Raw genomic sequence first — 23,118 nt, 5'->3', positions numbered from 1 at the left:
TAAAAAAGATTGCTACGCTCCGTTTCACTGCGCTCGCAATGACAGTTATTTCTTCTTATAGCTTTTATAAACGATATTATCTAATGGCTTTTACCTAATATCTAATTAAGAAAACATATCCATTCCTGGTATGTTTGGCATACTTTCTTTAGTTACCGCACTAAGTTCGGCTTCGTTTACGGCTGTAGCTTTTTCTATAGCTTTATTCATTACAATCACAAGATAATCTTCTAGTTGCTCTTTGTCTTCTAGTAAACTATCGTCAATAGCTATAGTTTTAACTTGCCTGTTAGCAGTAAGTGTTACTTTTAGTAGCCCGTCGTTACTCTGTTCATCTACGAGTACCGTGTCTAGTCTTTTTTTAGTTTCTTCTATTTTTTGCTGGGTTTCTTTAATTTTACCCATCATGCCCATCATATCTCCAAACATTTTTACGAATTTTATTAATTAATATGCAGCAAAAATATTAAATTGCATGGTTATACACTAATCTAGTAAATAGAATGAAGAAAGTCTTACTTATAAGTTGTGTTTGTATTATTTTTGCCTGCAATCAGGAAAACAAAAATAAATCAATGACAGAAACACAAACGCCTCCAACGGCAGCCATTAAACCTAAGAAACTTGAAAAACATGGCGATGTACGTATTGACAATTATTATTGGCTTAATGAAAGAGAAGATCCTGAAGTAATAGACTACCTGAATAAAGAAAACGAGTACTATGAAAAGATGACTGAACATACTAAAGCGTTCAGAGAAGATCTTTTTACAGAAATGAAGAGTAGGATAAAAGAAGACGATTCATCTGTTCCTTACTACTATAATGGTTATTACTACATTACCCGCTACGAAAAAGGCAAAGATTATCCTATATATTCGCGTAAAAAAGGCAACCTTGATGCTAAAGAAGAAATAATGTTTGATTGTAACGAAATGGCAAAAGGACATTCATACTTTCAGCTTGGCGGTCTTAATGTAAGTGAAGATAATAAATGGGTAGCTTTTGGTGTAGATACCGTATCGCGCAGGCAATACACCATACAAGTAAAAAACTTACTTACTAACGAGATACAACCTGTAAAAATAGAAAACACTACAGGAGGATCTACTTGGGCAAACGATAATAAAACACTTTTTTATACTCGTAAAGACCCTGTTACCCTACGTTCAGAGAAAGTTTATAATCATAAGTTAGGCACATCAACAACTGATGATAAAATAATATATCATGAAGAAGATGATACCTTTTCTGTATTTGTGTACAAAGAAAAATCTAAAAAATATTTAGTTATAGGTAGTAGTAGTACACTTACTACCGAGTTTAGAACGCTTGATGCTAATAAGCCAGATGGTGATTTTAAAGTATTTCAGCCTAGAGTTAGAGGGTTAGAATATCACATTTCGCATTATGCCGATAAGTTTTATATTGTTACAAACAAAGATAAAGCGACTAACTTTAAGTTAATGGTTACTCCAGAGACCAATACAGGTATGGATAACTGGACAGATATGATACCCCACCGTAAGGATGTATTAGTAGAAGATATAGATATCTTTAAAGATTATTTGGTAATCTCTGAGCGTTCTAATGGTTTAAGTAAAATAAGAATACACCCTTGGAAAGGAGAGGAATATTACCTGCCTTTTGAGAGTGAAACTTACACGGCAGGTACATCGGCAAATCCTGATTTTAATACAGATGTATTACGTTACAGATATCAATCGTTAGCTACACCATCTTCAGTTATCGATTTCAATATGAAAACGCAAGAAAAAGAAGTTATGAAAGAGCAGGAAGTACTAGGTGGTACTTTTGACAAGAATAACTATGTAGAAGAGCGTGTTTGGGCTACTGCCGATGATGGTACAAAAGTGCCTATCTCTATGGTATATAGAAAAGGTATCGAGAAAGATGGTAGCAATCCGTTCCTATTATATGCTTACGGTTCGTATGGAGCATCTATGGATCCTTATTTTTCATCAGTAAGACTTAGTTTACTAGATAGAGGTTTTATTTATGCTATAGCCCACATAAGAGGAGGAGAAGACCTTGGGCGCGAATGGTATGAAGATGGTAAATTATTAAAAAAGAAAAATACATTTACTGATTTTATAGACTGTTCTAAATTTGTAATCGCCGAAGGTTACACTTCAAAAGAGCATTTGTATGCCGAAGGAGGCTCGGCAGGAGGATTGCTTATGGGGGTAGTTGTAAATATGGCTCCACAATTATATAATGGAGTTATAGCTCAAGTACCTTTTGTAGATGTTGTAACAACAATGTTAGATGATAGCATACCACTTACTACAGGAGAATATGACGAGTGGGGTAACCCTAACGAAAAAGAATCGTATGATTATATGAAATCATACTCTCCTTATGATAATGTAACTGCTCAAGACTACCCTAATATGTTGGTAACAACAGGGCTTCATGACTCACAGGTGCAATATTGGGAGCCTGCTAAATGGGTAGCTCGTTTAAGAGCGTTAAAAACAGATAATAATGTATTATTCCTCGATACTAACATGGAAGCAGGACATGGCGGAGCTTCAGGGCGATTTGAAGCCTTAAAAGAAGTTGCCAAAGAATATAGTTTTTTGTTAGATTTAGAAGGAATTAAAAAGTAATTAAAATTTTTTTGTTAGCTTTGCATGGTTTTGAGGTTACTAAAATTTATGCACAGTGTACCTTGATTAACTTATTTTTTATGAAAGAAGAAATAAAAGCCTATAATAATGTATTGGAATTAATTGGTAACACACCGCTGATTAAAATCAATAAAATTACAGAAGGATTAGAAGGGAATTTTTTTGCGAAAGTAGAAGCTTTTAATCCGGGCCATTCAACCAAAGACAGGATTGCATTATACATTATTGAGGAAGCCGAAAGAAGAGGCATCCTAAAACCGGGAGATACTATTATAGAGACTACCTCGGGCAATACTGGTTTTAGTGTGGCAATGGTAAGTATTATTAAAGGTTACGACTGCGTTTTGGCAGTAAGCTCTAAATCGTCGAGAGATAAAATTGATATGCTACGTGCTATGGGGGCAAAGGTTTATGTTTGCCCTGCAAACGTATCGGCAGATGACCCTCGCTCTTACTACAATGTAGCCAAAAGGCTTCATGAAGAGACTAAGGGATCTGTATATATCAATCAATATTTTAACGACCTTAATGTTGATGCTCATTACAATACTACTGGACCAGAAATATGGGAACAAACCAATGGGAAAATTACCCACCTTGTAGCCTGTAGTGGTACAGGAGGTACTATATCTGGAACAGCTAGGTTTTTAAAAGAAAAAAATCCTGATGTAAAAATCCTTGGTGTAGATGCTTTTGGTTCTGTACTTAAAAAATATCATGAAACTAAAGAGTTTGATAGCAAAGAAATTTATCCGTATAGAATAGAAGGTTTAGGAAAAAATCTTATACCTACGGCTACAGATTTTGATGTTATTGATAAGTTTATAAAGGTATCTGATGAAGATAGTGCACATGCTGCAAGATATATAGCTAAGACCGAAGGTCTTTTTGTAGGTTATACCAGTGGTGCAGTTTTACAAGCGGTAAGACAATATGCTGAAGAAGGAGAGTTTGACGCTACCAGTAATGTAATATTAATATTCCCAGATCACGGTTCACGCTATATGAGTAAAGTATTTAGTGACGAATGGATGAATGAACAAGGCTTTTTTGACAGTGTTAACCTTGAAGCTGCTCAAAAAATTGAATTTATAAAATAAAACACACACTTATCATCATACAAAACCATCCTGAAAAGGATGGTTTTTTGTTTTACTATAGTTAGTTTAGATTATTACTATATAAAAAAGAACCACCCAATTAGGTGGCTCTTAGCAAAGTGAAACATAAAATCAAAACAACTTAAACTCGCTCGATCTTATTTTTTGAATGATGATTATTTTTTGATTTACATTGTGTTTCTTTACATTTTAACCCATTTTATATCTCCGTATATTGATTTGATATAAATATTATTACCACCATCACTACCATACTGACCTATATAATGCGATTTGAAGTTTTTATCACTTTTTGAGGTATATTTAAAGCCTCCTTTGTCACCGTTTACATCTCCATATTCTAATAATAGCTCAAAATTAAAACTGTAATTAGGTGTATATTTAATTATTGCATCTGAATAGGAAGCATCAATGCTTATGTTTTTTACTGTTTTGTCTATGTTTATTACTACATCGCCATAGGCTACACTAATATCAATTAGTTTTTCTAGCTTTTTAATACTAAAATCGGAGTACTTAGATTTTCCGATAACATTTACTGACCTTCCTATCATTACATTTCCGTAGCCTGAACTATAATTAAGGTTTGTAACATTATCAATCTTAATATCAGAATATTCCCCCTTCAGTTCTATATTTTCACCTCTTTCTATACCTATATCAGAGTATTGAGTTTTTATACTACCTTCTTTTACATAGCCTATTTTAGAGTTATCGCAGTATTGTATATTTATAGAGTTATTGGTACTGTTTAATTCCTCAATATCAAGTATACCATATTGGCATTTAATCATTGTTTTACCATAAATTTTGCCTAGCGTTATCCCGCCATATATATTGGTTAGGTTTATACTGCCATTTTTAGGGATTTTTATAGTATAATTTATTTCCATACTAATACTACCACTATATCTACCTATTTTTGTTTCTGCTTTTACAGCACTTATAGTAGCCTCTAAGTCTACTTCTATACTGTTGAGTCTTTTGTCTACATTACTCTCTCTATTACCGCTAACAGTTATTACTACATCAATAGCAGTTTTGTTTTCATTCCAAGTAGTTACATAAATGTTTCCGTATTTGTTGTTTACAAACAATGCCGCATCAGCGTTTACACTATATGTTTTACTTATCTTTTTTTCTTTTTTGTATTTTCCTTTATGTTCTCCTGCTATCATAGCAATAGGTGCTATAAGTAACAGCAATACTACTTTAAGCGTTATTGTTTTCATAATGTCTATTTTTTATTTTCTGGGTGTTTTCTATTTGTGTTAATACTCTTTCTAAGAATGATATCCTTGTTTGTAAATTGGTTATCATTGCATGTATTATTTTTTTATTTTCACCTTTTTCTTTAAGCTCTAGTATCAGTTTATTATAGTCGCTTTCTAACAAATCCATCTGTACCATTGCGTCTTGTACTATTTTTTTTGTTTCGGGAGTACTTTCGCGCTCTATCTTTGTCATTTCACTTTTAATGATAGAAGCAAAGTAAAGTTGGGTTTCTTTTACCTCTGGTGATAGTTCGGCAGTTTTAGGCTCTTCGGGCTGATAGGTTACAAAAACACCAAGTAGTATGGCTATAGATGCTGCAATAGGTACAATTATTTTTGTCCATGCTATCGTTTTCTTCTTCTTAGGTTTATTTTCTAACCGTTGCATAAAACGTAGTTCATGTCCGTCTGCTGGTTTTTCAGTATCCCAATCATTCTTTAGTTGACTAAATAACTGTTCGAGATTATCTTTTTCGTTTTTCATTATACATTCAATTTTTTTAGCAGACTTTCTCGTGCTCTGCTTATTGTTGTGCGGCAGTTTCCTGCATTTATATTTAATATCTCACAAATCTCTTCTTGGTCGTAACCTTCTATATATAACAAGGTGAGTATTACTCTATAACTCTCTTTTAAATCGTTAATGGCTGTTTTTACCTGCCCTAATTTTATTGATGAAAAATCTAAGTCTTCATTGTATGTTTCAGTATCATCTTCTACTTTATAAAGTACTTGTTCTATAGGAGGCACAGCTTCTTTGTTTATTTTTTTATAACTGTCAAGGCTATGGTTAATCACTATTCGTTTTAGCCATGCTCCAAATGTTACTTCTCCTTTAAACGAATCTAATTTTGTAAAAGCTTTTAAAAATGCTTCTTGCATAATATCTTCTGCCCAATGACTGTCTTTAACAATACGTAGCGCAATGTTGTACATCGCCTTATAGTAAGCGTTATACACCTCATATTGTGCATTACTATTGCCTTTTTTGCAAAGAATAATAAGTTCATTTATTTCGGTAGTGGCGGTTATCAACTCTTAAGGTTTCTATTTATTATAATGACAGTATAGTATATAAAATGTTACAGTTTAGTATAAAAATAATTAAATTAATCGCTGTAAAACACAAAAAAAGCCGCCTTATAAGGGCAGCTTTATACTATTAAGATTTGTGGTCTAAGTATTATTCTTGCATAGAGTGATATACATTCATAACATCATCATCTTCCTCTATTTTTTCTAGTAGCTTTTCTACATCGGCAACTTGGTCTTCGTCAGTTAGTTCTTTAGTAACTTGTGGTATTCTGTCAAAACCAGAAGAAAGTATCTCTAATTCTCTGTTTTCTAATTCTTTTTGTATAGCACCAAAACTTTCAAAAGGGGCATACATTACAATACCGTCTTCATCTGCAAAAATTTCTTCTACACCAAAGTCTATCATTTCCAGTTCAAGTTCTTCTACATCTTGTCCTTCGGCAGGAATACGGAAATTACAGGTATGATCGAACATAAACTCTACAGAGCCTTGTGTACCCATTGTACCGTTACATTTATTAAAATAACTACGTATGTTGGCTACAGTACGATTATTATTATCAGTAGCAGTTTCTATAAGTATAGCAATACCGTGTGGTGCATAACCTTCAAATAGTACTTCTTTATAGTTTGCCGTGTCTTTATCAGATGCTTTTTTAATGGCACGCTCTACATTATCCTTAGGCATATTAGCAGCCTTCGCATTTTGTATTACAGCCCTAAGCCTAGCATTACTCTCAGGGTTTGGTCCACCTTCTTTAACTGCAATTACAATATCTTTTCCTATTCTTGTAAACGTTTTAGCCATTGCCGACCAACGTTTCATTTTCCTAGCTTTTCTAAATTCGAACGCTCTTCCCATAATTAATTTGTTTGCAGCACAAAAATAAACTTATTCATTGTTTTTTCAAAAACAATTGCGGTTGATTTTTGTAGTATTCTTAATGCTTTTTCATGTTTATAAGGTCATTTACTATATTTAGTCCCTCATATACATAACGGTCAGTTTTAAGTGATTTTTCTTTATATTCATTTATGCTTTTATGAAAATCATCAGTAGCTATAATTTCTTTAGATGAATTTGATATTGCATTTATATTAAAGTCATTTTCTTTGGTTGTAAGTAGGTTTATTTCACTCCACAATTCATCCATAGCATGTACATCGTCGAAAATAGCATCAAATGTTATAGGTAAAGGAGCTTTAACATCATCATATAAAGTATTTATACGTTTGTTGATAGCCTTTATTGCTATAAAAGAGGTATCTGTAGCTAATCTTTCCTTGCTCATAGCAATAACTTTATTTAATGCCATATCGGGCATTTGCCTAAATTTTAGTTTTACATTTAGGGTGTCATTTTTTATCGCAGTAGGATAGGTACTTTCTCTGGGTAAGAACTTTTCAAAAAAGTCAGGTAAAGGTACATCGGGTACAATACCGTTATATTGGCTGCTTTTTCCTGTAATACGGTAAAACTTATCTATAGTAACTTTTACAAAATCTTGGTTGTTTGATTTTGCATTCAATGGTAATATAGTTTGCATACTGGCTTTACCCATAGTAGTATTACCTACTATTACAGCTCTTTTGTAGTCTTGCATAACGCCTGCAAAAAACTCACTTGCCGAAGCCGAAAAGTTATTTACCACCACCACCATAGGACCATGGTATAACATACCACGATTATAATCTTTTATAATATTATTATAACCGTTTTTGTTTGACATTATACTAAGCGGACCAAAGTTAATGAACATTCCTGCCATATTTATTACCTCATCTATAGAGCCACCTCCATTATATTGTAAATCTATTATAAGCCCTTGTATATTTTGTTCTTTGAGTTTTAAGACCTCTTTAGCTACGTCTTCAGCACAACCTTTAAGATTAGTATTATCAAAAGCCGAATAAAAACTAGGTATTTTTATGTACCCAATAGGGTTAGTATCTCCCAGTATGTAACTATACACACTGTGATCTTCTGATTTCATTATTTGTTTTTCGAGTTCAACCGAGTAGATTGTTCCGTCTTTTTTACGCAATGTGATTTTTACGTTTTTATAATTGTCAGAGAAAACAATATCATTTATAGCTTCCATTACAGCACATGATACAGAATATGCTTTATCATTGGCAGTAAGTTCTAAAATTTGATCGCCTTTATCTATCTTATACGTTTTATAGGCAGGACCTCCTGGCACAACCTCTTCTATTATAATTTCTTCTTTCTCATTTCGACTTACATATAATCCTAAAGAGTATTTCTCTGAAGAGACACCTGATATGAAACTACTTTTTTCGCTATAATTAAAGTAAGTAGAGTGTGGGTCAAAATAATTGCAAAACACCGAAAAAAAGCGATTATACATACTATCATCAAAACCTTCGGTAGGCTCTAGTAGAGCATTTATTTTACATAAATAAGATTCTGTTATTTTATCTTTAGACTGTTTACCTAATTCTGGCAATAAGGTTTTTAAAGAGTCTTTATTTTTGCCCAGTTTAGCTACGTCTTCAAGTACATCGAAAATCATTTTTTTACGGAGATACTTTTTTATTTTACCAGCTTCTGTATTATAAGGATAAGCTTTTTTAGAATAAAATATAGTATCGGTAGTACTATAGGGGAGGTTAGAGGCTGTAAGTTCCTCTATCATTTTTTTGTTACGATTAAGTGCTTTTTTATAAGTAGTGATAAAATCGTCAAAAAAAGAACAGTCTTTATTTTTTAGATGATCGTCTAGCTTATATTTATGCAGTGCCAGCTTGTCATAATCTTCTTGTAAGAATAGTGTATGATTATCGTCAAGCTGTTCCATTACTGTATTAAAAACATAAACCGACAGACTATCGTCTATCGGTTTAGGGTCAAAATGCCGTGATTGCAGCACATTATTTACTTTAGAAAAAACATCACACGCTTTCTCATAATTTTGTGCTTTTGTGTTAAGCGAAAACAATAAAGCAAGTGCGATAAATTTTTTCATAGGCATTATTTTTTATAAAACGGAAGCTTCACCACTTTTGCGGGAATATCTTTCTTTCGTATTCTTATGTATATTTCGCTATCTACAGCAGTATATGCTACTGGTACATAGCCAAGACCTATACCTTTACTAAGTGAAGGCGACATAGTACCCGATGTTACTATTCCTATTACATTTCCATCTTTATCAGTAATTTCATAGTCATGTCTTGGTATTCCTCTTTCAGTTAACTCAAAAGCTACTAGTTTGCGGGTTACACCCTCTTCTTTTTGCTTTTTAAGCGCTTCGGCATTGGTAAAGTCTTTTGTAAATTTAGTTATCCAGCCTAGTCCTGCTTCTAGTGGCGATGTGGTATCGTTAATATCATTACCATACAAGCAAAAGCCCATTTCTAGACGTAGAGTGTCACGAGCAGCAAGTCCTACAGGTTTAATACCATAAGAAGCTCCTGCTTCAAAAACTTTCTTCCAAATTTGCTCTATTTCAGTGTTCTTGGCATAGATTTCAAAACCACCACTACCAGTATAACCTGTAGCCGAAATAATAACATGTTCTACACCTGCAAAATCTGCTACTTCAAAATGGTAGTATTTTATAGCTGCAAGATCTACAGATGTAAGCGATTGCATTGCCTCTACAGCTTTAGGACCTTGTATAGCTAGTAACGAATAATCTTCAGAGATATTACGCATTGTTGCATTCATATCATTTTTACTCGAAATCCAGTTCCAGTCTTTCTCTATATTCGAAGCATTTACCACAAGTAAATACTCATCGTCTTTAATACGATAGATAATAAGGTCATCTACAATTCCGCCATCTTCATTTGGCATACAAGAGTATTGTGCACGACCTACGGTAAGTACCGATGCATCATTACTCGCTATTTTTTGTATCAAGTTTAGCGCATTTGGTCCTGAAATTAGAAACTCACCCATGTGCGATACATCAAAAACACCAACACCGTTTCTTACGGTTTCGTGTTCAATAGTTACTCCTTCATATTGTACAGGCATATTATAACCTGCAAATGGTACCATTTTGGCACCTAGTGCTTCGTGAATGTGCGTAAGCGCAGTATTTTTCATTGCGTTTGTTTATAATTGAGTTTTATGATGCTAAATTATTGAAAAACTTACTTTAAAAATAATGAATAGCTGATAATATTTAATTATATCGGATAAAATCATATTTAAAATAGTGATATCCTGTTATTATATAATAATTTTATAGAATTAATACACACTTAATCATGAAAATTTTTGGAGCTTCCGAAGTTAGAAAAGCAGACGAAATTACGATACAAAATCAGCAAATAACCTCTACTGATTTAATGGAGCGTGCTGCTACGCAAGTATATTTATGGTTAAAGCAGGAGTTTCCTGATAAAGAAACGCTGTTTCATGTTTTTTGCGGGCAAGGTAATAATGGTGGTGACGGACTGGTAATAGCTAGACTACTGAAACAGGATAATTATAATGTAATGCTCAATATTGTAGAAAGCGCAGGGAAACCATCGGCAGATTTTTTAATAAATTTTGAGCGCGCAAAAGAAGTAGGTATAACTAATAACAATAAAGAAAATGACCAATACACAAAAGGCAAATTAGTTATTATAGATGCTATTTTTGGTATAGGGCTTACCCGTGAACCTGATGAAGCTGTGAAAATGATTATTAATCAAATTAATAATAGCTCGGCGACTGTAGTAGCGGTAGATGTACCTTCGGGAATGTTTTTGGACAAAAAAACCGAAATAGCAGTACAGGTAGATTATGTACTTACTTTTCAGTTTCCTAAACTCGCATTCTATTTATCGGATAATTATAAGTATTCTAAAACTATAAAAATACTAGATATTGGTTTAGATAAAGAGTTTTTAGACACTACTACATCACATTATCATCTTATTGATAGGGCAGAAGCCCTAAAAAGATACAAACCATTATTACCTTATGCACATAAAGGCACACAAGGACATGTGCTGATAATTGGGGGGAGTTATGGTAAAATAGGAGCGGTATGCCTTTCTACTAAAGCAGCGTTAAAAACAGGTTGCGGGCTGGTTACTGCTTATATACCTGAATGCGGATATGAAATAATGCAAAGCTACTTTCCTGAAGCGATGGTGTTGACAGATGGCGAGAGGGAGATAGAAAAAATAGATTATGATATAAAACCAAACGCCATTAGTATTGGTGTGGGAATAGGGCAAAATCCCAAAACACAAAAAGCACTACATAATTTTCTTAAAAAGAATACTATACCGTTAGTAATAGATGCCGATGCGCTCAATATGATTTCGGGGAATAAAGATTGGCTTACATTAATACCACAAAACACAATAGTAACGCCGCACCCGAAAGAACTGGAAAGACTACTAGGGAATTGGGAAGATGATTTTGATAAACTAGAAAAATTGAAGAGTTTTTCTAAAAAGCATAATGTTATTATAGTAGCTAAAGATGCCCGTACTCTTGTGGTACAAAGAGATGATGTTTATATAAATACAAGTGGTAATGCTGCTTTGGCAACAGGGGGGAGCGGCGATGTGTTGGCTGGTATTATTACCTCGCTTTTAGCACAAGGATACGCTCCTGTTTCTGCTGCTATTTTTGGCGTTTATTTGCATGGGTTAACTGCTGATGTAGCTGTTAAAGAAATTAGTGGCCAGTCATTTATAGCATCAGATATTATTAAATATCTCAGTAAAGCATATAATAATATTGTGCCGCAAGTCTAAATAAATGAAAAATTGCTAAAAAAGTTGTTTTTTAATTGAGGAATAGTGAATTTTGCCCCTTTAAACAACTCTTAAAATGGAAACCATACATTATATAAGCTCCGATATATTATCTCTTGAAAAAGTACAACACATCCTTTCTCAGGATATGAAACTAGCACTCTCTGAGGAAGCTAGAGTAAATATCCAGAAATGTCGTACCTATCTTGACAATAAAATGAAGGAGCATGATGAACCTATATATGGTATAAATACTGGATTCGGTTCGCTATGTGATGTAAAAATATCTAATGACGATCTTTCTAAACTGCAAGAAAATCTTGTAAAATCGCATGCCTGTGGTACCGGCGATGAAGTACCTGAAACCATTGTAAAAATAATGCTATTGCTAAAAATACAATCGTTGAGCTACGGTCATTCGGGTGTACAATTACAAACAGTAGAGCGATTAATTGAGTTTTATAACAATGATATACTTCCTGTAGTTTACACCTTAGGATCATTAGGCGCATCGGGTGATCTTGCCCCATTAGCACACCTTTCGCTACCATTATTAGGTGAAGGAGAGGTAAATGCCGATGGATTTCGTCAGCCAGCGCATAAAATACTCGAAAAAATGGGCTGGGAGCCTATAGTGCTGCAATCTAAAGAAGGTTTGGCTCTATTAAACGGTACACAGTTTATGGCAGCCTATGGTGTTTATGTATTACTAAAATCTATAAAATACTGCTATTTAGCCGATGTAATAGGAGCAATATCTTTAGAAGGATTTGATGGGCGTATAGCACCATTTAATGAGTTGATACACATGGTACGCCCGCACAAGGGACAAATAGTTACTGCAAGACGTTTTAATGAATTACTAGAAGATAGTGAAATTATTGCCCAGCATAAAAAACACGTACAAGACCCTTATTCTTTCCGTTGTATACCACAGGTACACGGAGCCACAAAAGACACTATAGACTATGTGAAAAAAGTGTTCCGTACAGAGATTAACTCAGTTACCGATAATCCAAATGTATTTGTGTCAAGTGACGAAATTATATCGGGTGGTAACTTTCATGGACAGCCTTTGGCGTTAACGCTAGACTTTTTAGGCATTGCCCTTGCAGAGCTAGGTAGTATATCTGAAAGACGTACATATCAGCTTATTTCAGGATTGCGTGGTTTACCGCCTTTCTTGGTAGCTAACCCAGGGCTAAACTCAGGGTTTATGATACCACAATATACTGCTGCAAGTATTGTAAGCCAAAACAAACAGCTGGCAACACCAGCAAGTGTAGATAGTATAGTATCATCTAACGGGCAGGAAGACCATGTGAGTATGGGGGCAAATGCAGCGACTAAAACGCTTAGAATTATAGAAAATTTAGAGCGTATATTGGCTATAGAGTTAATGAACGCTTCTCAAGCATTAGAGTTTAGGAGACCTTTAAGATCTAGTGTCTTTATAGAGATGTTTATAAAATCGTATCGCGAAGAAGTGCCGTTGGTAGAAGAGGATAGAATATTACATTATGATATAGAAAATACAATAGCTTTTCTTAACAATTTACAACTTGACGAAAGTATAACAGAATAAATAAAAAAGAGGGACTTAAAAATCCCTCTTTTTTTTACTATTAATTATAGCTTGTATTCGGACTTTAGTAATGAATAGATAACAGAATCTTCCATAACACCAGTAGTTTTATTTCGATAATGTTCTCGCAAATATCCTTCTTTTACAAAGCCTGATTTGTCTAATAGTTTTATAGATGCAGCATTGTTAGGGCTTGCCATAGCTTCAATTCTATACAGTTTCATAACATCAAAACCATATTGTAATACAGCGGGTAACACTTCACTCGTATAGCCTTTTTTTTTATGGCTGTCGTCAAAAAGCATGTAGCCAATTTCGGCTCTATTATGGTCAGTATACCAAGTATGGTAACCGCACCAGCCTATAACTGTATCTGTATCGGGTTGTAATAGAAAAAAATGTAGAAAAGACCTGTTATATGTTGTAACTCCTTTATTATAATTTTCTCTTTCTTTCTCAACCTCTGCATCGGTTTTAATCCCGAAAAAGGCTTTTATAGTAGCATTATCATAATTGTCATAAACGTAACTGTAAACCTCAGGGGTTACAATGCGTAGCTTTAGTCTTTTTGTACTGATTTCTTTAAACTTCATTTTCTAAATAATAAAATTCTGCATAGAGTATTTTAATCCTCTTCTTTTATTATAAAAACTTCATCTCTACGTTTAAACTTAGGGCTGTTTGCTACCCGTACAAGTTGTACATAAGAAGTATCTGTTTTAGGCGTTATTTGCACCGTCATAGTACCCAGTTTTAATATCTCTTTATTCTTTTTAATTGTAGCAGGAGTAGGGGTAACGGTATAGGTACAGCTATCAGTCCATTTTATGGCAAAATCATAAGATTTATCCTGTGTGTCTTCCATTTTTTCGATTTGCTTATTACCTTCACGGATAATAATGCATACACGATTGGTTTCTTTATCTGTAAACTTGAAAGTACCATTTTTAAAATCAGCGCAATTACTTTGACTGTATATTGATAAAGAACTTAAAAGTAAACATAAGAGTAGTGTAATTTTCAGTTTCATCAGCAATTTTTTTAATTTTTATATACTTTAATTTTATACAACCTACGCTATAGTAAGTAAAGGCAGTATAATTTTTATAAAAGATAAATTGAAATCAGCCCAGCAACGGAAGGTACAGTTTGTACATACAATATTGTTTTTTGTACGGTAGCAGCACCATACATTCCTGCTACGGCAACACAGCCCAAAAAGAAAGTTGCAACATTGATGCTCCAATCGCTATTTGTAATAAATAACGACCATATTAATCCAGCTGCTAAAAAACCATTGTATAGCCCCTGATTGGCAGCCATAGGTTTTGTTGCGGCAAATAATTCGGGCGGAAATTTTCTGAAAACCTTTTTAGCCTTTGTCATCCAGCCAAACATTTCTAGCCATAATATATAGATATGTACAATAGCTATGATGGCAATAATTATTTTAGATAACAAAGGCATAGGCTGTAATTATTTATTTTATCGCACCATCTTAAAGTTTTTCTCTATAGCACGTATCATTTCGGCAGCAATATCTTTTTCAGTAGCTCCTTCTATCCCTTCAAGTCCAGGAGAAGAGTTTACTTCAAGGAGTAAAGGTCCCTTTGCAGATCGTATAATATCTACACCAGCCACTTTAAGATTCATAGCTTTAGCTGCTTTTATGGCAATTCTTCTTTCTTCTACAGTAGCTTTTATTATAGATGCAGTACCCCCTAAGTGAATATTAGCTCTAAATTCGCCAGGCAATGCTTCTCGCTGAATAGAGGCTACTACTTTACCGTCTATAACAAAAAGGCGTATGTCTTTACCATCGGCCTCTTTTATAAATTCTTGTACTAATATGTTTGCATTAAGGCTTTTAAAAGCATTAATAACACTCTCGGCAGCTTTTTTAGTTTCAGCAAGTACTACGCCTTTACCCTGTGTGCCTTCTAATAGTTTTACGATAAGCGGAGAACCGCCTACCATTTTTATAAGGTCGTTAGTATCAAGAGGAGAATTGGCAAATCCTGTAGTAGGTATATCTATACCGTTATTTAACAGTAATTGTAATGAATACAGTTTATCACGCGATTGCGTTATTGCAGTAGCCGAGTTAAGACAATATACTTTTAATGCCTCAAAATGACGTGTAAGTGCACAACCATAAAACGTCATGCTAGGGCGAATTCTAGGTATAACAGCATCAAAATCATTCAATACTCTACCACCACGGTAATGAATCTCTGGAGTGTCGGCATCGAGTTTCATGTAACAGTATTTCAAGTTCAAGAAATGCATTTCATGCCCTCTTGCTTCTCCTGCCTCCATAATACGCTTATTGCTGTATAGCTCAGGGTTACTAGCAAGTAGCCCAATACGAAGCCCTGTACGAACCTCTTCGTTTTTCTCGTAATATTCTTTTAATTTTTCTGCCGTAGGCTGTCCTAATAAGTATTTTTGTTCAGGGTCAACCAATATGCGCCCACTCATAGCTTCGCGCCCTAATAGCATCCTGAAACCCATTGAGTCTCTATTTGTTAAAGTAAGCTCTACATCCCAACTTAATTCTCCTACTTTAATTTCAGATTTTATTACATAGCGTTTTTCACGGTAACCACTAGAGCTTTTTACAATACGCTTGTCTACTAGTGGAGCCTCGCAATGTATTACAGTTCGAGTATTACTCTGTATTGGGTTAACATCAAATTTGACCCAATCTTCTTCATTTTTTACAAACGGGACTATATTAATAGCATGCAGGGCAGAAGTCTTTGCTCCCGAATCAACACGCGCTTTAATAGTGGGTATATTAAGCTCAGGAAAAGCACACCACTCTTCACTCCCTACAATTACTTTATCTAACATTTTATATCAAGATTATTCAAACTAAAGTACTATTTTTTTTTATAGAAAAAAGGAAACATGATTTTTTTCTATAAAAATTATTAATTACTAAACATTAATAAAAAATCCTCGAAAACTATTGCCTTCGAGGATTTTTTGCTGTGATAGCTTAGTTGCTTATTATTCAGCAGGTTTTTCTGCTTTTTTTACTGTAACAACAAGTTCTTTTGCATCTTCATCAAGATCCATAAATATCTGGTCGCCACTAGCTATTTTAGATGTGATAATCTCTTCTGCTAATACATCTTCCACATATTTTTGTATGGCTCTTTTTAAAGGTCTTGCTCCATATTGCTTATCAAATCCTTTTTCGGCAATAAAGCTCGTTGCCTTTTCTGATAGCGTTATATTGTAGCCAAGACTTCTTATTCTATCATAAAGTTTTTCAAGCTCTATAGTGATAATAGAATCGATATCTTCTTTTTCAAGCGGATTAAATACTATAATATCATCTATCCTATTAATAAACTCAGGAGCAAAGGTTTTTTTCAATGCTGCTTCTATAACACCTTTGGCATAATCGCCAGCCTGTGCCTTTTTGGCAGATGTACCAAAACCTACACCTTGCCCAAAGTCTTTTAACTGTCTTGCACCAACGTTAGATGTCATTACTATAATAGTATTCCTAAAATCTATTTTTCTGCCAAGACTGTCTGTAAGATATCCATCGTCAAGTACTTGTAGTAACATGTTAAACACATCTGGGTGTGCTTTTTCTATTTCATCAAGTAATACTACACAATACGGTTTTCTTCTTACTTTTTCGGTAAGTTGTCCGCCTTCTTCATAACCTACATATCCTGGAGGTGCGCCCACAAGACGCGATATGGCAAATTTTTCCATATACTCACTCATATCAATACGTACTAACGCATCTTCAGAGTCAAAAAGTTCTTTGGCAAGTACTTTAGCTAACTGGGTTTTACCCACACCTGTTTGTCCTAAAAATATAAAAGAACCAATAGGTTTATTAGGGTCTTTAAGCCCTGCACGATTACGTTGTATTGATTTAGAAACCTTGTTTACAGCTTCATCTTGCCCAATAACTTTACCTTTTATAAGCTCAGGTAGTTTTGCTAGTTTGTTACTTTCTGTTTGTGCTATACGGTTTACAGGTATGCCTGTCATCATGCTTACTACATCGGCAACATTGTCTTCGGTAACGGTAACACGATTGTTTTTAGAGTCTTCTTCCCACTGCTCTTGTGCTATGGCAAGGTCTTTTTCAATGCGTTTTTCGTCATCACGAAGTTTAGCAGCTTCTTCATACTTCTGCTTTTTAACTACAGAGTTTTTTAGCTCACGTACTTCTTCAAGTTGTCTTTCAAGGTCAAGTATTTGTTTAGGAACATCAATATTAGTAATGTGCACCCTAGAGCCTGCCTCATCAAGCGCATCAATAGCTTTGTCTGGCAAGAAACGGTCACTCATATACCTGTTGGTTAGCTTTACACAAGCCTCTATAGCTTCGTCTGTATAAGTAACACTATGGTGGTCTTCATACTTGTTTTTAATATTATTAAGTATGGTAATTGTTTCTTCTACCGATGTAGGTTCAACAATTACTTTCTGGAAACGTCTTTCCAGTGCACCATCTTTCTCTATATACTGTCTATACTCATCTAGTGTAGTAGCACCAATACATTGAATTTCGCCTCTTGCTAATGCTGGTTTAAACATATTGCTGGCATCTAGCGAGCCTGTAGCACCACCTGCACCTACTATAGTATGTATTTCGTCTATAAAAAGAATTATGTCGTCATTCTTTTCTAGTTCGTTCATTACAGCCTTCATACGCTCTTCAAACTGCCCACGATATTTAGTACCTGCTACAAGACTAGCAAGGTCTAATGTTACTACACGCTTGTTAAAAAGAATACGAGATACTTTCTTTTGTATGATGCGTAGTGCAAGACCTTCGGCAATTGCCGATTTACCTACACCAGGTTCACCAATAAGTAATGGGTTATTCTTTTTACGTCTACTAAGTATTTGCGATACACGTTCAATTTCTTTTTCACGCCCAACTACAGGGTCTAATTTTCCTTCCTCGGCCATTTCTGTAAGGTCACGACCAAAGTTGTCTAATACAGGAGTTTTAGACTTTTTGTTTGTTTTTGAGCTAGAAGAAGGATTAGTAAACGAGCTTTCACGCATACTGTCATCCTGTCCTGCATCATCATTAAATGATTCTGCACGAGGCAGGTTTTCGAGATAATCTTCTTCGTTTGATGTCATATTGATAAATTCTTCTTTAACAGTTTCGTAATCAATTTTTAGTTTGTTTAGCAATTTGGTTGTAGGGTCATTTTCGTTACGCAGTATACATAGTAGTAAATGAGCCGTACTTATAGCTGTACTCTGGAAAACCTTAGCTTCTAGAAACGTAGTTCGCAGTGCTCTTTCTGCCTGTCGTGTTAAGTGCAGGTTTTTTTTATCATTGCGCTCCGCATTAGGATTTGCAGGGCTTAATATCTCTACTTTTCTGCGTAAATGATCCAAATCAACTGAAATACCGTTTAATATGGAGATAGCTTTGCCGTTGCCATCTCTCAGGATACCCAGCATTAAATGTTCCGTACCAATAAAGTCATGACCTAACCGTAAAGCCTCTTCTTTACTATAAGTAATTACGTCTTTAACTCTTGGTGAAAAATTGTCATCCATAGTATGCATTTGAATAATGTAAATATAAGTATTTACATAAGATTTTACAAAAACCGTACCTATACAAAGGTACTGTCATGCTAATTGACAAAAAAAACATCATAAATGAAAATATTTTATCATTACTTTATTAACTGTTTGAGGTATAATTAATGTTAATAAATCGATAAAAAATTTTAATTAAAGCCTTATGAATGCTAATAAAATTGCGTATATTGGCACGTTTTGTAATAATATAAAATCTTAATATAACTACTTATGGCTGAAGGAGAAAAGTTAATCCCAATTAACATTGAAGACGAAATGAAGTCAGCCTACATTGATTATTCAATGTCGGTAATTGTTTCAAGGGCGCTTCCTGATGTTAGAGATGGCTTGAAACCCGTACACAGAAGAGTACTTTACGGAATGAATGAATTAGGTGTTTACTCTAACCGTGCCCATAAAAAATCTGCAAGGATTGTGGGAGAGGTTTTAGGTAAATATCACCCACACGGCGATACATCTGTATATGATGCAATGGTGCGTATGGCACAAGAGTGGAGCTTACGTTATCTATTAGTAGATGGGCAAGGTAACTTTGGTTCTGTAGATGGCGACAGCCCTGCTGCTATGCGTTATACTGAAGCAAGGATGCGTAAAATATCAGAAGAAATAATGGCTGATATTGATAAAGAGACCGTAGACTTTCAATTGAATTTTGATGATACGTTATATGAGCCTACAGTAATGCCTACACGAGTTCCTACTTTACTTATAAACGGAGCATCGGGTATTGCAGTTGGTATGGCTACTAATATGCCACCACACAACCTTACAGAGGTTGTAGATGGTACATTGGCTTATATTGATAATAGCGATATTGAGATAGATGAACTGATGAATTATATTAAAGCCCCTGATTTCCCTACAGGTGGTGTAATATATGGTTATGACGGTGTTCGCGAAGCCTTTAAAACAGGTCGTGGAAGAGTTGTAATGCGTGCGAAGGTAAGCTTCGAGGAGGTAGATGGTAGAGAGTGTATCATAGTTACCGAAATACCTTATCAGGTAAATAAGGCAGAGATGATTAAGAAAACTGCCGAAATGGTTAATGAAAAGAGGATAGAAGGTATTGCTAATATTCGTGATGAGTCGGATAGAAAAGGTATGCGTATCGTTTATATTCTTAAGCGTGACGCTGTGCCTAATGTAGTACTTAATACATTATATAAATATACACAACTACAATCGTCATTTAGTGTAAATAACATTGCTTTGGTAAAAGGCAGACCGCAAATGCTTAACCTAAAAGACCTGATTCACTATTTTGTAGAACACAGGCATGATGTAGTTATAAGAAGAACGAAATTCGATCTTCGTAAAGCAGAAGAAAGAGCACATATATTAGAAGGGCTTATTATAGCTTCAGATAATATTGATGAGGTTATTCGTATCATTAGAGGTTCTAAAGATGGAGAAGAAGCTCGTGCTAACTTAATTGAGCGATTTAAACTTTCAGAAATTCAGGCACGTGCTATTGTAGAGATGCGTTTAAGGCAACTTACAGGGCTAGAGCAAGATAAGCTAAGAGCAGAATATGAAGAAATCATGAAATTGATTGCTGAATTGAAAGCTTTATTAGCAAGTAAAGAGCTTAGAATGGAGCTTATCAAAGAAGAACTTATCGAGATAAGAGATAAGTATGGTGATGAACGTCGTTCGGAGATAGAATATGCAGGAGGTGATGTAAGTATAGAAGACCTTATTGCTGATGAAAGTGTGGTAATTACTATTTCGCATGCAGGTTATATAAAACGTACACCACTTAGTGAGTACAAAACACAAAATAGGGGAGGCGTAGGACAAAAAGGTGTGGCTACCCGCGACCAAGATTTCTTAGAACACCTATTTGTAGCGACAAACCACCAGTATATGCTTTTCTTTACACAAAAAGGGAAATGTTTCTGGATGCGTGTTTACGAAATTCCAGAAGGAACTAAAACAAGTAAAGGACGTGCTATACAAAACCTTATTAATATAGAAAGTGATGATAAGGTAAAAGCATTTATTTGTACGCAAGATCTTAAAGACGAAGAGTATACTAATAGCCATTATGTAATTATGGCTACCAAGAAAGGTATAGTTAAGAAAACATTATTGGAGCAGTACTCTCGCCCAAGGCTTAACGGTATTAATGCAATAACCATTCGTGAGGATGATGAGTTACTAGAAGCAAAACTTACTACAGGTGAAAGCCAAGTAGTACTTGCAGTAAAATCGGGTAAACTAGTTCGTTTTGAAGAAGGTAAAACGCGACCTATGGGTCGTAACGCATCAGGTGTTCGAGGTATTACGTTACAAGATGATAACGATGAGGTAATTGGTATGGTATCTGTAAATGATATGAATAGCGAAATACTTGTGGTATCTGAAAAAGGATATGGTAAACGTTCTAGTCTTGAAGATTATAGAATAACCAATCGTGGAGGTAAAGGTGTAAAAACACTTAATATAACCGATAAAACAGGTGCTCTTGTATCAGTAAACAGCGTTACAGATACAGATGATTTAATGATTATAAATAAATCAGGTTTAACGATAAGAATGGAAGTTGCAGACCTTAGAGTAATGGGGCGCGCTACACAAGGAGTACGTCTTATAAATATAAAAGGAAACGACTCTATTGCTGCAGTTACTAAAGTGATGCGTGAGGAGGAAGCTGTAGAAGAGGCTGTTGGTGAAGCTTTAGAAGGAGAAGAAACCGATAATGACGTAACAGGAGCTATAGACCCTAATACTGAAAATACAGAAGAAACTAACGAAGAACAAGAATAATTTAAACACACAATTATGAAAAAATACCTAATAGCAGCATCTTTATTGCTTTCTGTAAGTGTTTTTGCTCAAAAAGACGAATTAAAGGCTTTAAGAAAGATGTCTCGCGATGTATTTCCTGAAGCAAAAGATTTTAACGACTATAAAAGTCAATTAAGTGCGCTAGAATCTAAAATTGGTGCAGCCGATGAGGAACAAAAGGCAGATTATTATTATTATAAAGGAGTTTATGGTCTTGCACAAATGAAAGCTAATAAAGCTAGTGCAAAGACATATCTTGATCCTACAATTGAGAGCTTTAATAAGGTAATAGAGTTGGAAAGTGGAATGAAGAAGAAGAAGCACTCAGAGCAAATAAATAATATGTTTTATCCTGAGTTGAGAAGTGAGCTGATAAATGCAGCATCAGCATTAGGTAAACAGCAAAAGTATAAAGAAGCTTATCCGTTATACGAGAAAGTATATAGAATAAGCTCGAAAGATACAGTATACTTATATAATGCTGCTGCTTATGCTGTAAATAGCCAGCAATACCCAAAAGCATTAGAGTATTATAAAGAACTACAACAAGTTGGTTTTACAGGAACTGTACTTAACTATACTGCTAAAAACCCTAAAGGTGAAGTAGAGTATTTTGGGGATAAAAAAGTAAGAGATCTTTATGTAGCTCAACAATCTTACACAGAGCCTGCTATATACCGTGAGGAGTCTAAAAAAGGTGATATTATTAAAAATATAGCTTTAATATATATTAACCAAGGAGAGAAAGAAAAAGGAATGGCAGCACTTGCAGAGGCTAAAAAAGCTAACCCTGATGATACTTCTCTTTTAATGGCTGAAGCACAGATTTATCTTGAAGCTAAAGATTATGAAAATTATAAAAAAGCAGTAACCCAAGTATTAAATCAAGGTTCTCAAGACCCTAATTTATATTTTAATTTAGGTGTTACGAGTTCTAAATCAGGACAAAATGAAGAGGCTACTTTATATTATAAAAAAGCCATAGAGCTTAAACCTGACTTTGTAGAGGCTTATCAAAACTTAGGGATATTACAGCTTGAAGGAGAAGATGCTATTGTTAAAGAGATGAACGATCTTGGTACATCTAGCAAAGAAATGAAGCGCTATGATGCTCTTAAAAAGCAAAGAGATGACATGTACAAGCAAGCAGTTATTTATCTTGAAAAAGCACATGAAATAAAGCCTGAAGATGAGAATATAAAAAATATATTAGGTACTTTATACCAAGGACTTGAAATGATGGATAAATACAAAGCACTAAAAGCAGAGTAATTATTTACATAAGTTATTTATACTAAAAATGCCCTTACAAATAT

General features: G+C 34.5%; 18 protein-coding genes. 6 read left to right on the top strand and 12 right to left on the bottom strand.

Going from position 1 to position 23,118, the window contains the following annotated elements; genetic code table 11:
- Positions 1-105 precede the first annotated feature (105 nt).
- Positions 106-429: a YbaB/EbfC family nucleoid-associated protein gene (locus DVK85_RS11550; protein WP_114678587.1), complete on the bottom strand. Its 324-nt coding sequence runs from the start codon at positions 427-429 to the stop codon at positions 106-108.
- Between the two features lie 74 nt (positions 430-503).
- Here DVK85_RS11550 and DVK85_RS11545 point away from each other — a divergent pair, with 74 nt between their 5' ends.
- Together DVK85_RS11545 and DVK85_RS11540 are read left to right on the top strand one after the other, a co-directional pair.
- On the top strand, positions 504-2,633 hold the full coding sequence (locus DVK85_RS11545) for a S9 family peptidase (protein ID WP_114678586.1): 2,130 nt from the start codon (positions 504-506) through the stop codon (positions 2,631-2,633).
- An 80-nt stretch (positions 2,634-2,713) separates the two neighbouring features.
- A complete protein-coding gene (locus DVK85_RS11540; protein ID WP_114679055.1) occupies positions 2,714-3,754 on the top strand; it encodes a PLP-dependent cysteine synthase family protein in 1,041 nt (346 codons plus the stop codon).
- A gap of 203 nt (positions 3,755-3,957) precedes the next feature.
- Here DVK85_RS11540 and DVK85_RS11535 read toward each other — a convergent pair whose 3' ends face one another.
- The 6 genes from DVK85_RS11535 to gcvT form a co-directional block, all read right to left on the bottom strand.
- A complete protein-coding gene (locus DVK85_RS11535; protein ID WP_114678585.1) occupies positions 3,958-5,007 on the bottom strand; it encodes a DUF4097 family beta strand repeat-containing protein in 1,050 nt (349 codons plus the stop codon).
- Positions 4,988-5,533, bottom strand: a complete 546-nt coding sequence (locus DVK85_RS11530; protein ID WP_114678584.1) for an anti-sigma factor — start codon at positions 5,531-5,533, stop codon at positions 4,988-4,990. Before DVK85_RS11530 ends, DVK85_RS11535 begins: the two co-directional genes overlap by 20 nt.
- Positions 5,533-6,084, bottom strand: a complete 552-nt coding sequence (locus DVK85_RS11525; RefSeq protein ID WP_317048213.1) for an RNA polymerase sigma factor — start codon at positions 6,082-6,084, stop codon at positions 5,533-5,535. Before DVK85_RS11525 ends, DVK85_RS11530 begins: the two co-directional genes overlap by 1 nt.
- A gap of 148 nt (positions 6,085-6,232) precedes the next feature.
- A complete protein-coding gene (locus DVK85_RS11520) occupies positions 6,233-6,946 on the bottom strand; it encodes a YebC/PmpR family DNA-binding transcriptional regulator (RefSeq protein WP_114678583.1) in 714 nt (237 codons plus the stop codon).
- Positions 6,947-7,025: 79 nt separating this feature from the next.
- Positions 7,026-9,074, bottom strand: coding sequence for a S41 family peptidase (locus DVK85_RS11515; RefSeq protein WP_162845325.1), 2,049 nt, complete (start codon positions 9,072-9,074; stop codon positions 7,026-7,028).
- A gap of 5 nt (positions 9,075-9,079) precedes the next feature.
- On the bottom strand, positions 9,080-10,162 hold the full coding sequence (gcvT, locus tag DVK85_RS11510; protein ID WP_114678581.1) for a glycine cleavage system aminomethyltransferase GcvT: 1,083 nt from the start codon (positions 10,160-10,162) through the stop codon (positions 9,080-9,082).
- Positions 10,163-10,326: 164 nt separating this feature from the next.
- Between gcvT and DVK85_RS11505 the strand changes: the two genes are divergently transcribed.
- Together DVK85_RS11505 and hutH are read left to right on the top strand one after the other, a co-directional pair.
- Positions 10,327-11,817 (top strand): NAD(P)H-hydrate dehydratase, encoded by a 1,491-nt coding sequence (locus DVK85_RS11505; RefSeq protein ID WP_114678580.1) that lies wholly within the window; start codon positions 10,327-10,329, stop codon positions 11,815-11,817.
- A 76-nt stretch (positions 11,818-11,893) separates the two neighbouring features.
- Positions 11,894-13,402: a histidine ammonia-lyase gene (hutH, locus tag DVK85_RS11500; protein ID WP_114678579.1), complete on the top strand. Its 1,509-nt coding sequence runs from the start codon at positions 11,894-11,896 to the stop codon at positions 13,400-13,402.
- Positions 13,403-13,446: 44 nt separating this feature from the next.
- Here hutH and DVK85_RS11495 read toward each other — a convergent pair whose 3' ends face one another.
- From DVK85_RS11495 to DVK85_RS11475, 5 genes are all read right to left on the bottom strand, one after another.
- Complete coding sequence (locus DVK85_RS11495; RefSeq protein WP_114678578.1) at positions 13,447-13,995, bottom strand: GNAT family N-acetyltransferase; 549 nt, start codon at positions 13,993-13,995, stop codon at positions 13,447-13,449.
- A 32-nt stretch (positions 13,996-14,027) separates the two neighbouring features.
- Positions 14,028-14,432, bottom strand: a complete 405-nt coding sequence (locus tag DVK85_RS11490) for a hypothetical protein (RefSeq protein ID WP_114678577.1) — start codon at positions 14,430-14,432, stop codon at positions 14,028-14,030.
- Positions 14,433-14,506: 74 nt separating this feature from the next.
- Complete coding sequence (locus DVK85_RS11485) at positions 14,507-14,869, bottom strand: DUF1304 domain-containing protein (RefSeq protein WP_114678576.1); 363 nt, start codon at positions 14,867-14,869, stop codon at positions 14,507-14,509.
- An 18-nt stretch (positions 14,870-14,887) separates the two neighbouring features.
- Entirely contained in the window at positions 14,888-16,258 is a 1,371-nt protein-coding gene (gene rimK / locus DVK85_RS11480; protein WP_114678575.1) for a 30S ribosomal protein S6--L-glutamate ligase, read from the bottom strand.
- 159 nt (positions 16,259-16,417) lie between these two features.
- A complete protein-coding gene (locus DVK85_RS11475; protein ID WP_114678574.1) occupies positions 16,418-18,964 on the bottom strand; it encodes an ATP-dependent Clp protease ATP-binding subunit in 2,547 nt (848 codons plus the stop codon).
- Between the two features lie 258 nt (positions 18,965-19,222).
- Here DVK85_RS11475 and gyrA point away from each other — a divergent pair, with 258 nt between their 5' ends.
- The gene (gene gyrA, locus DVK85_RS11470) at positions 19,223-21,781 is read left to right on the top strand and encodes a DNA gyrase subunit A (protein ID WP_114678573.1); all 2,559 of its coding nucleotides are present in this window, start codon (positions 19,223-19,225) and stop codon (positions 21,779-21,781) included.
- A gap of 15 nt (positions 21,782-21,796) precedes the next feature.
- Entirely contained in the window at positions 21,797-23,074 is a 1,278-nt protein-coding gene (locus DVK85_RS11465; RefSeq protein WP_114678572.1) for a tetratricopeptide repeat protein, read from the top strand.
- Positions 23,075-23,118 lie beyond the last annotated feature (44 nt).

Source organism: Flavobacterium arcticum (genome assembly GCF_003344925.1).
Classification (GTDB): domain Bacteria; phylum Bacteroidota; class Bacteroidia; order Flavobacteriales; family Flavobacteriaceae; genus Flavobacterium; species Flavobacterium arcticum.
Note: the sequence above shows the minus strand (reverse complement) of the source record. Positions and strands in the feature narration are given on the sequence as shown.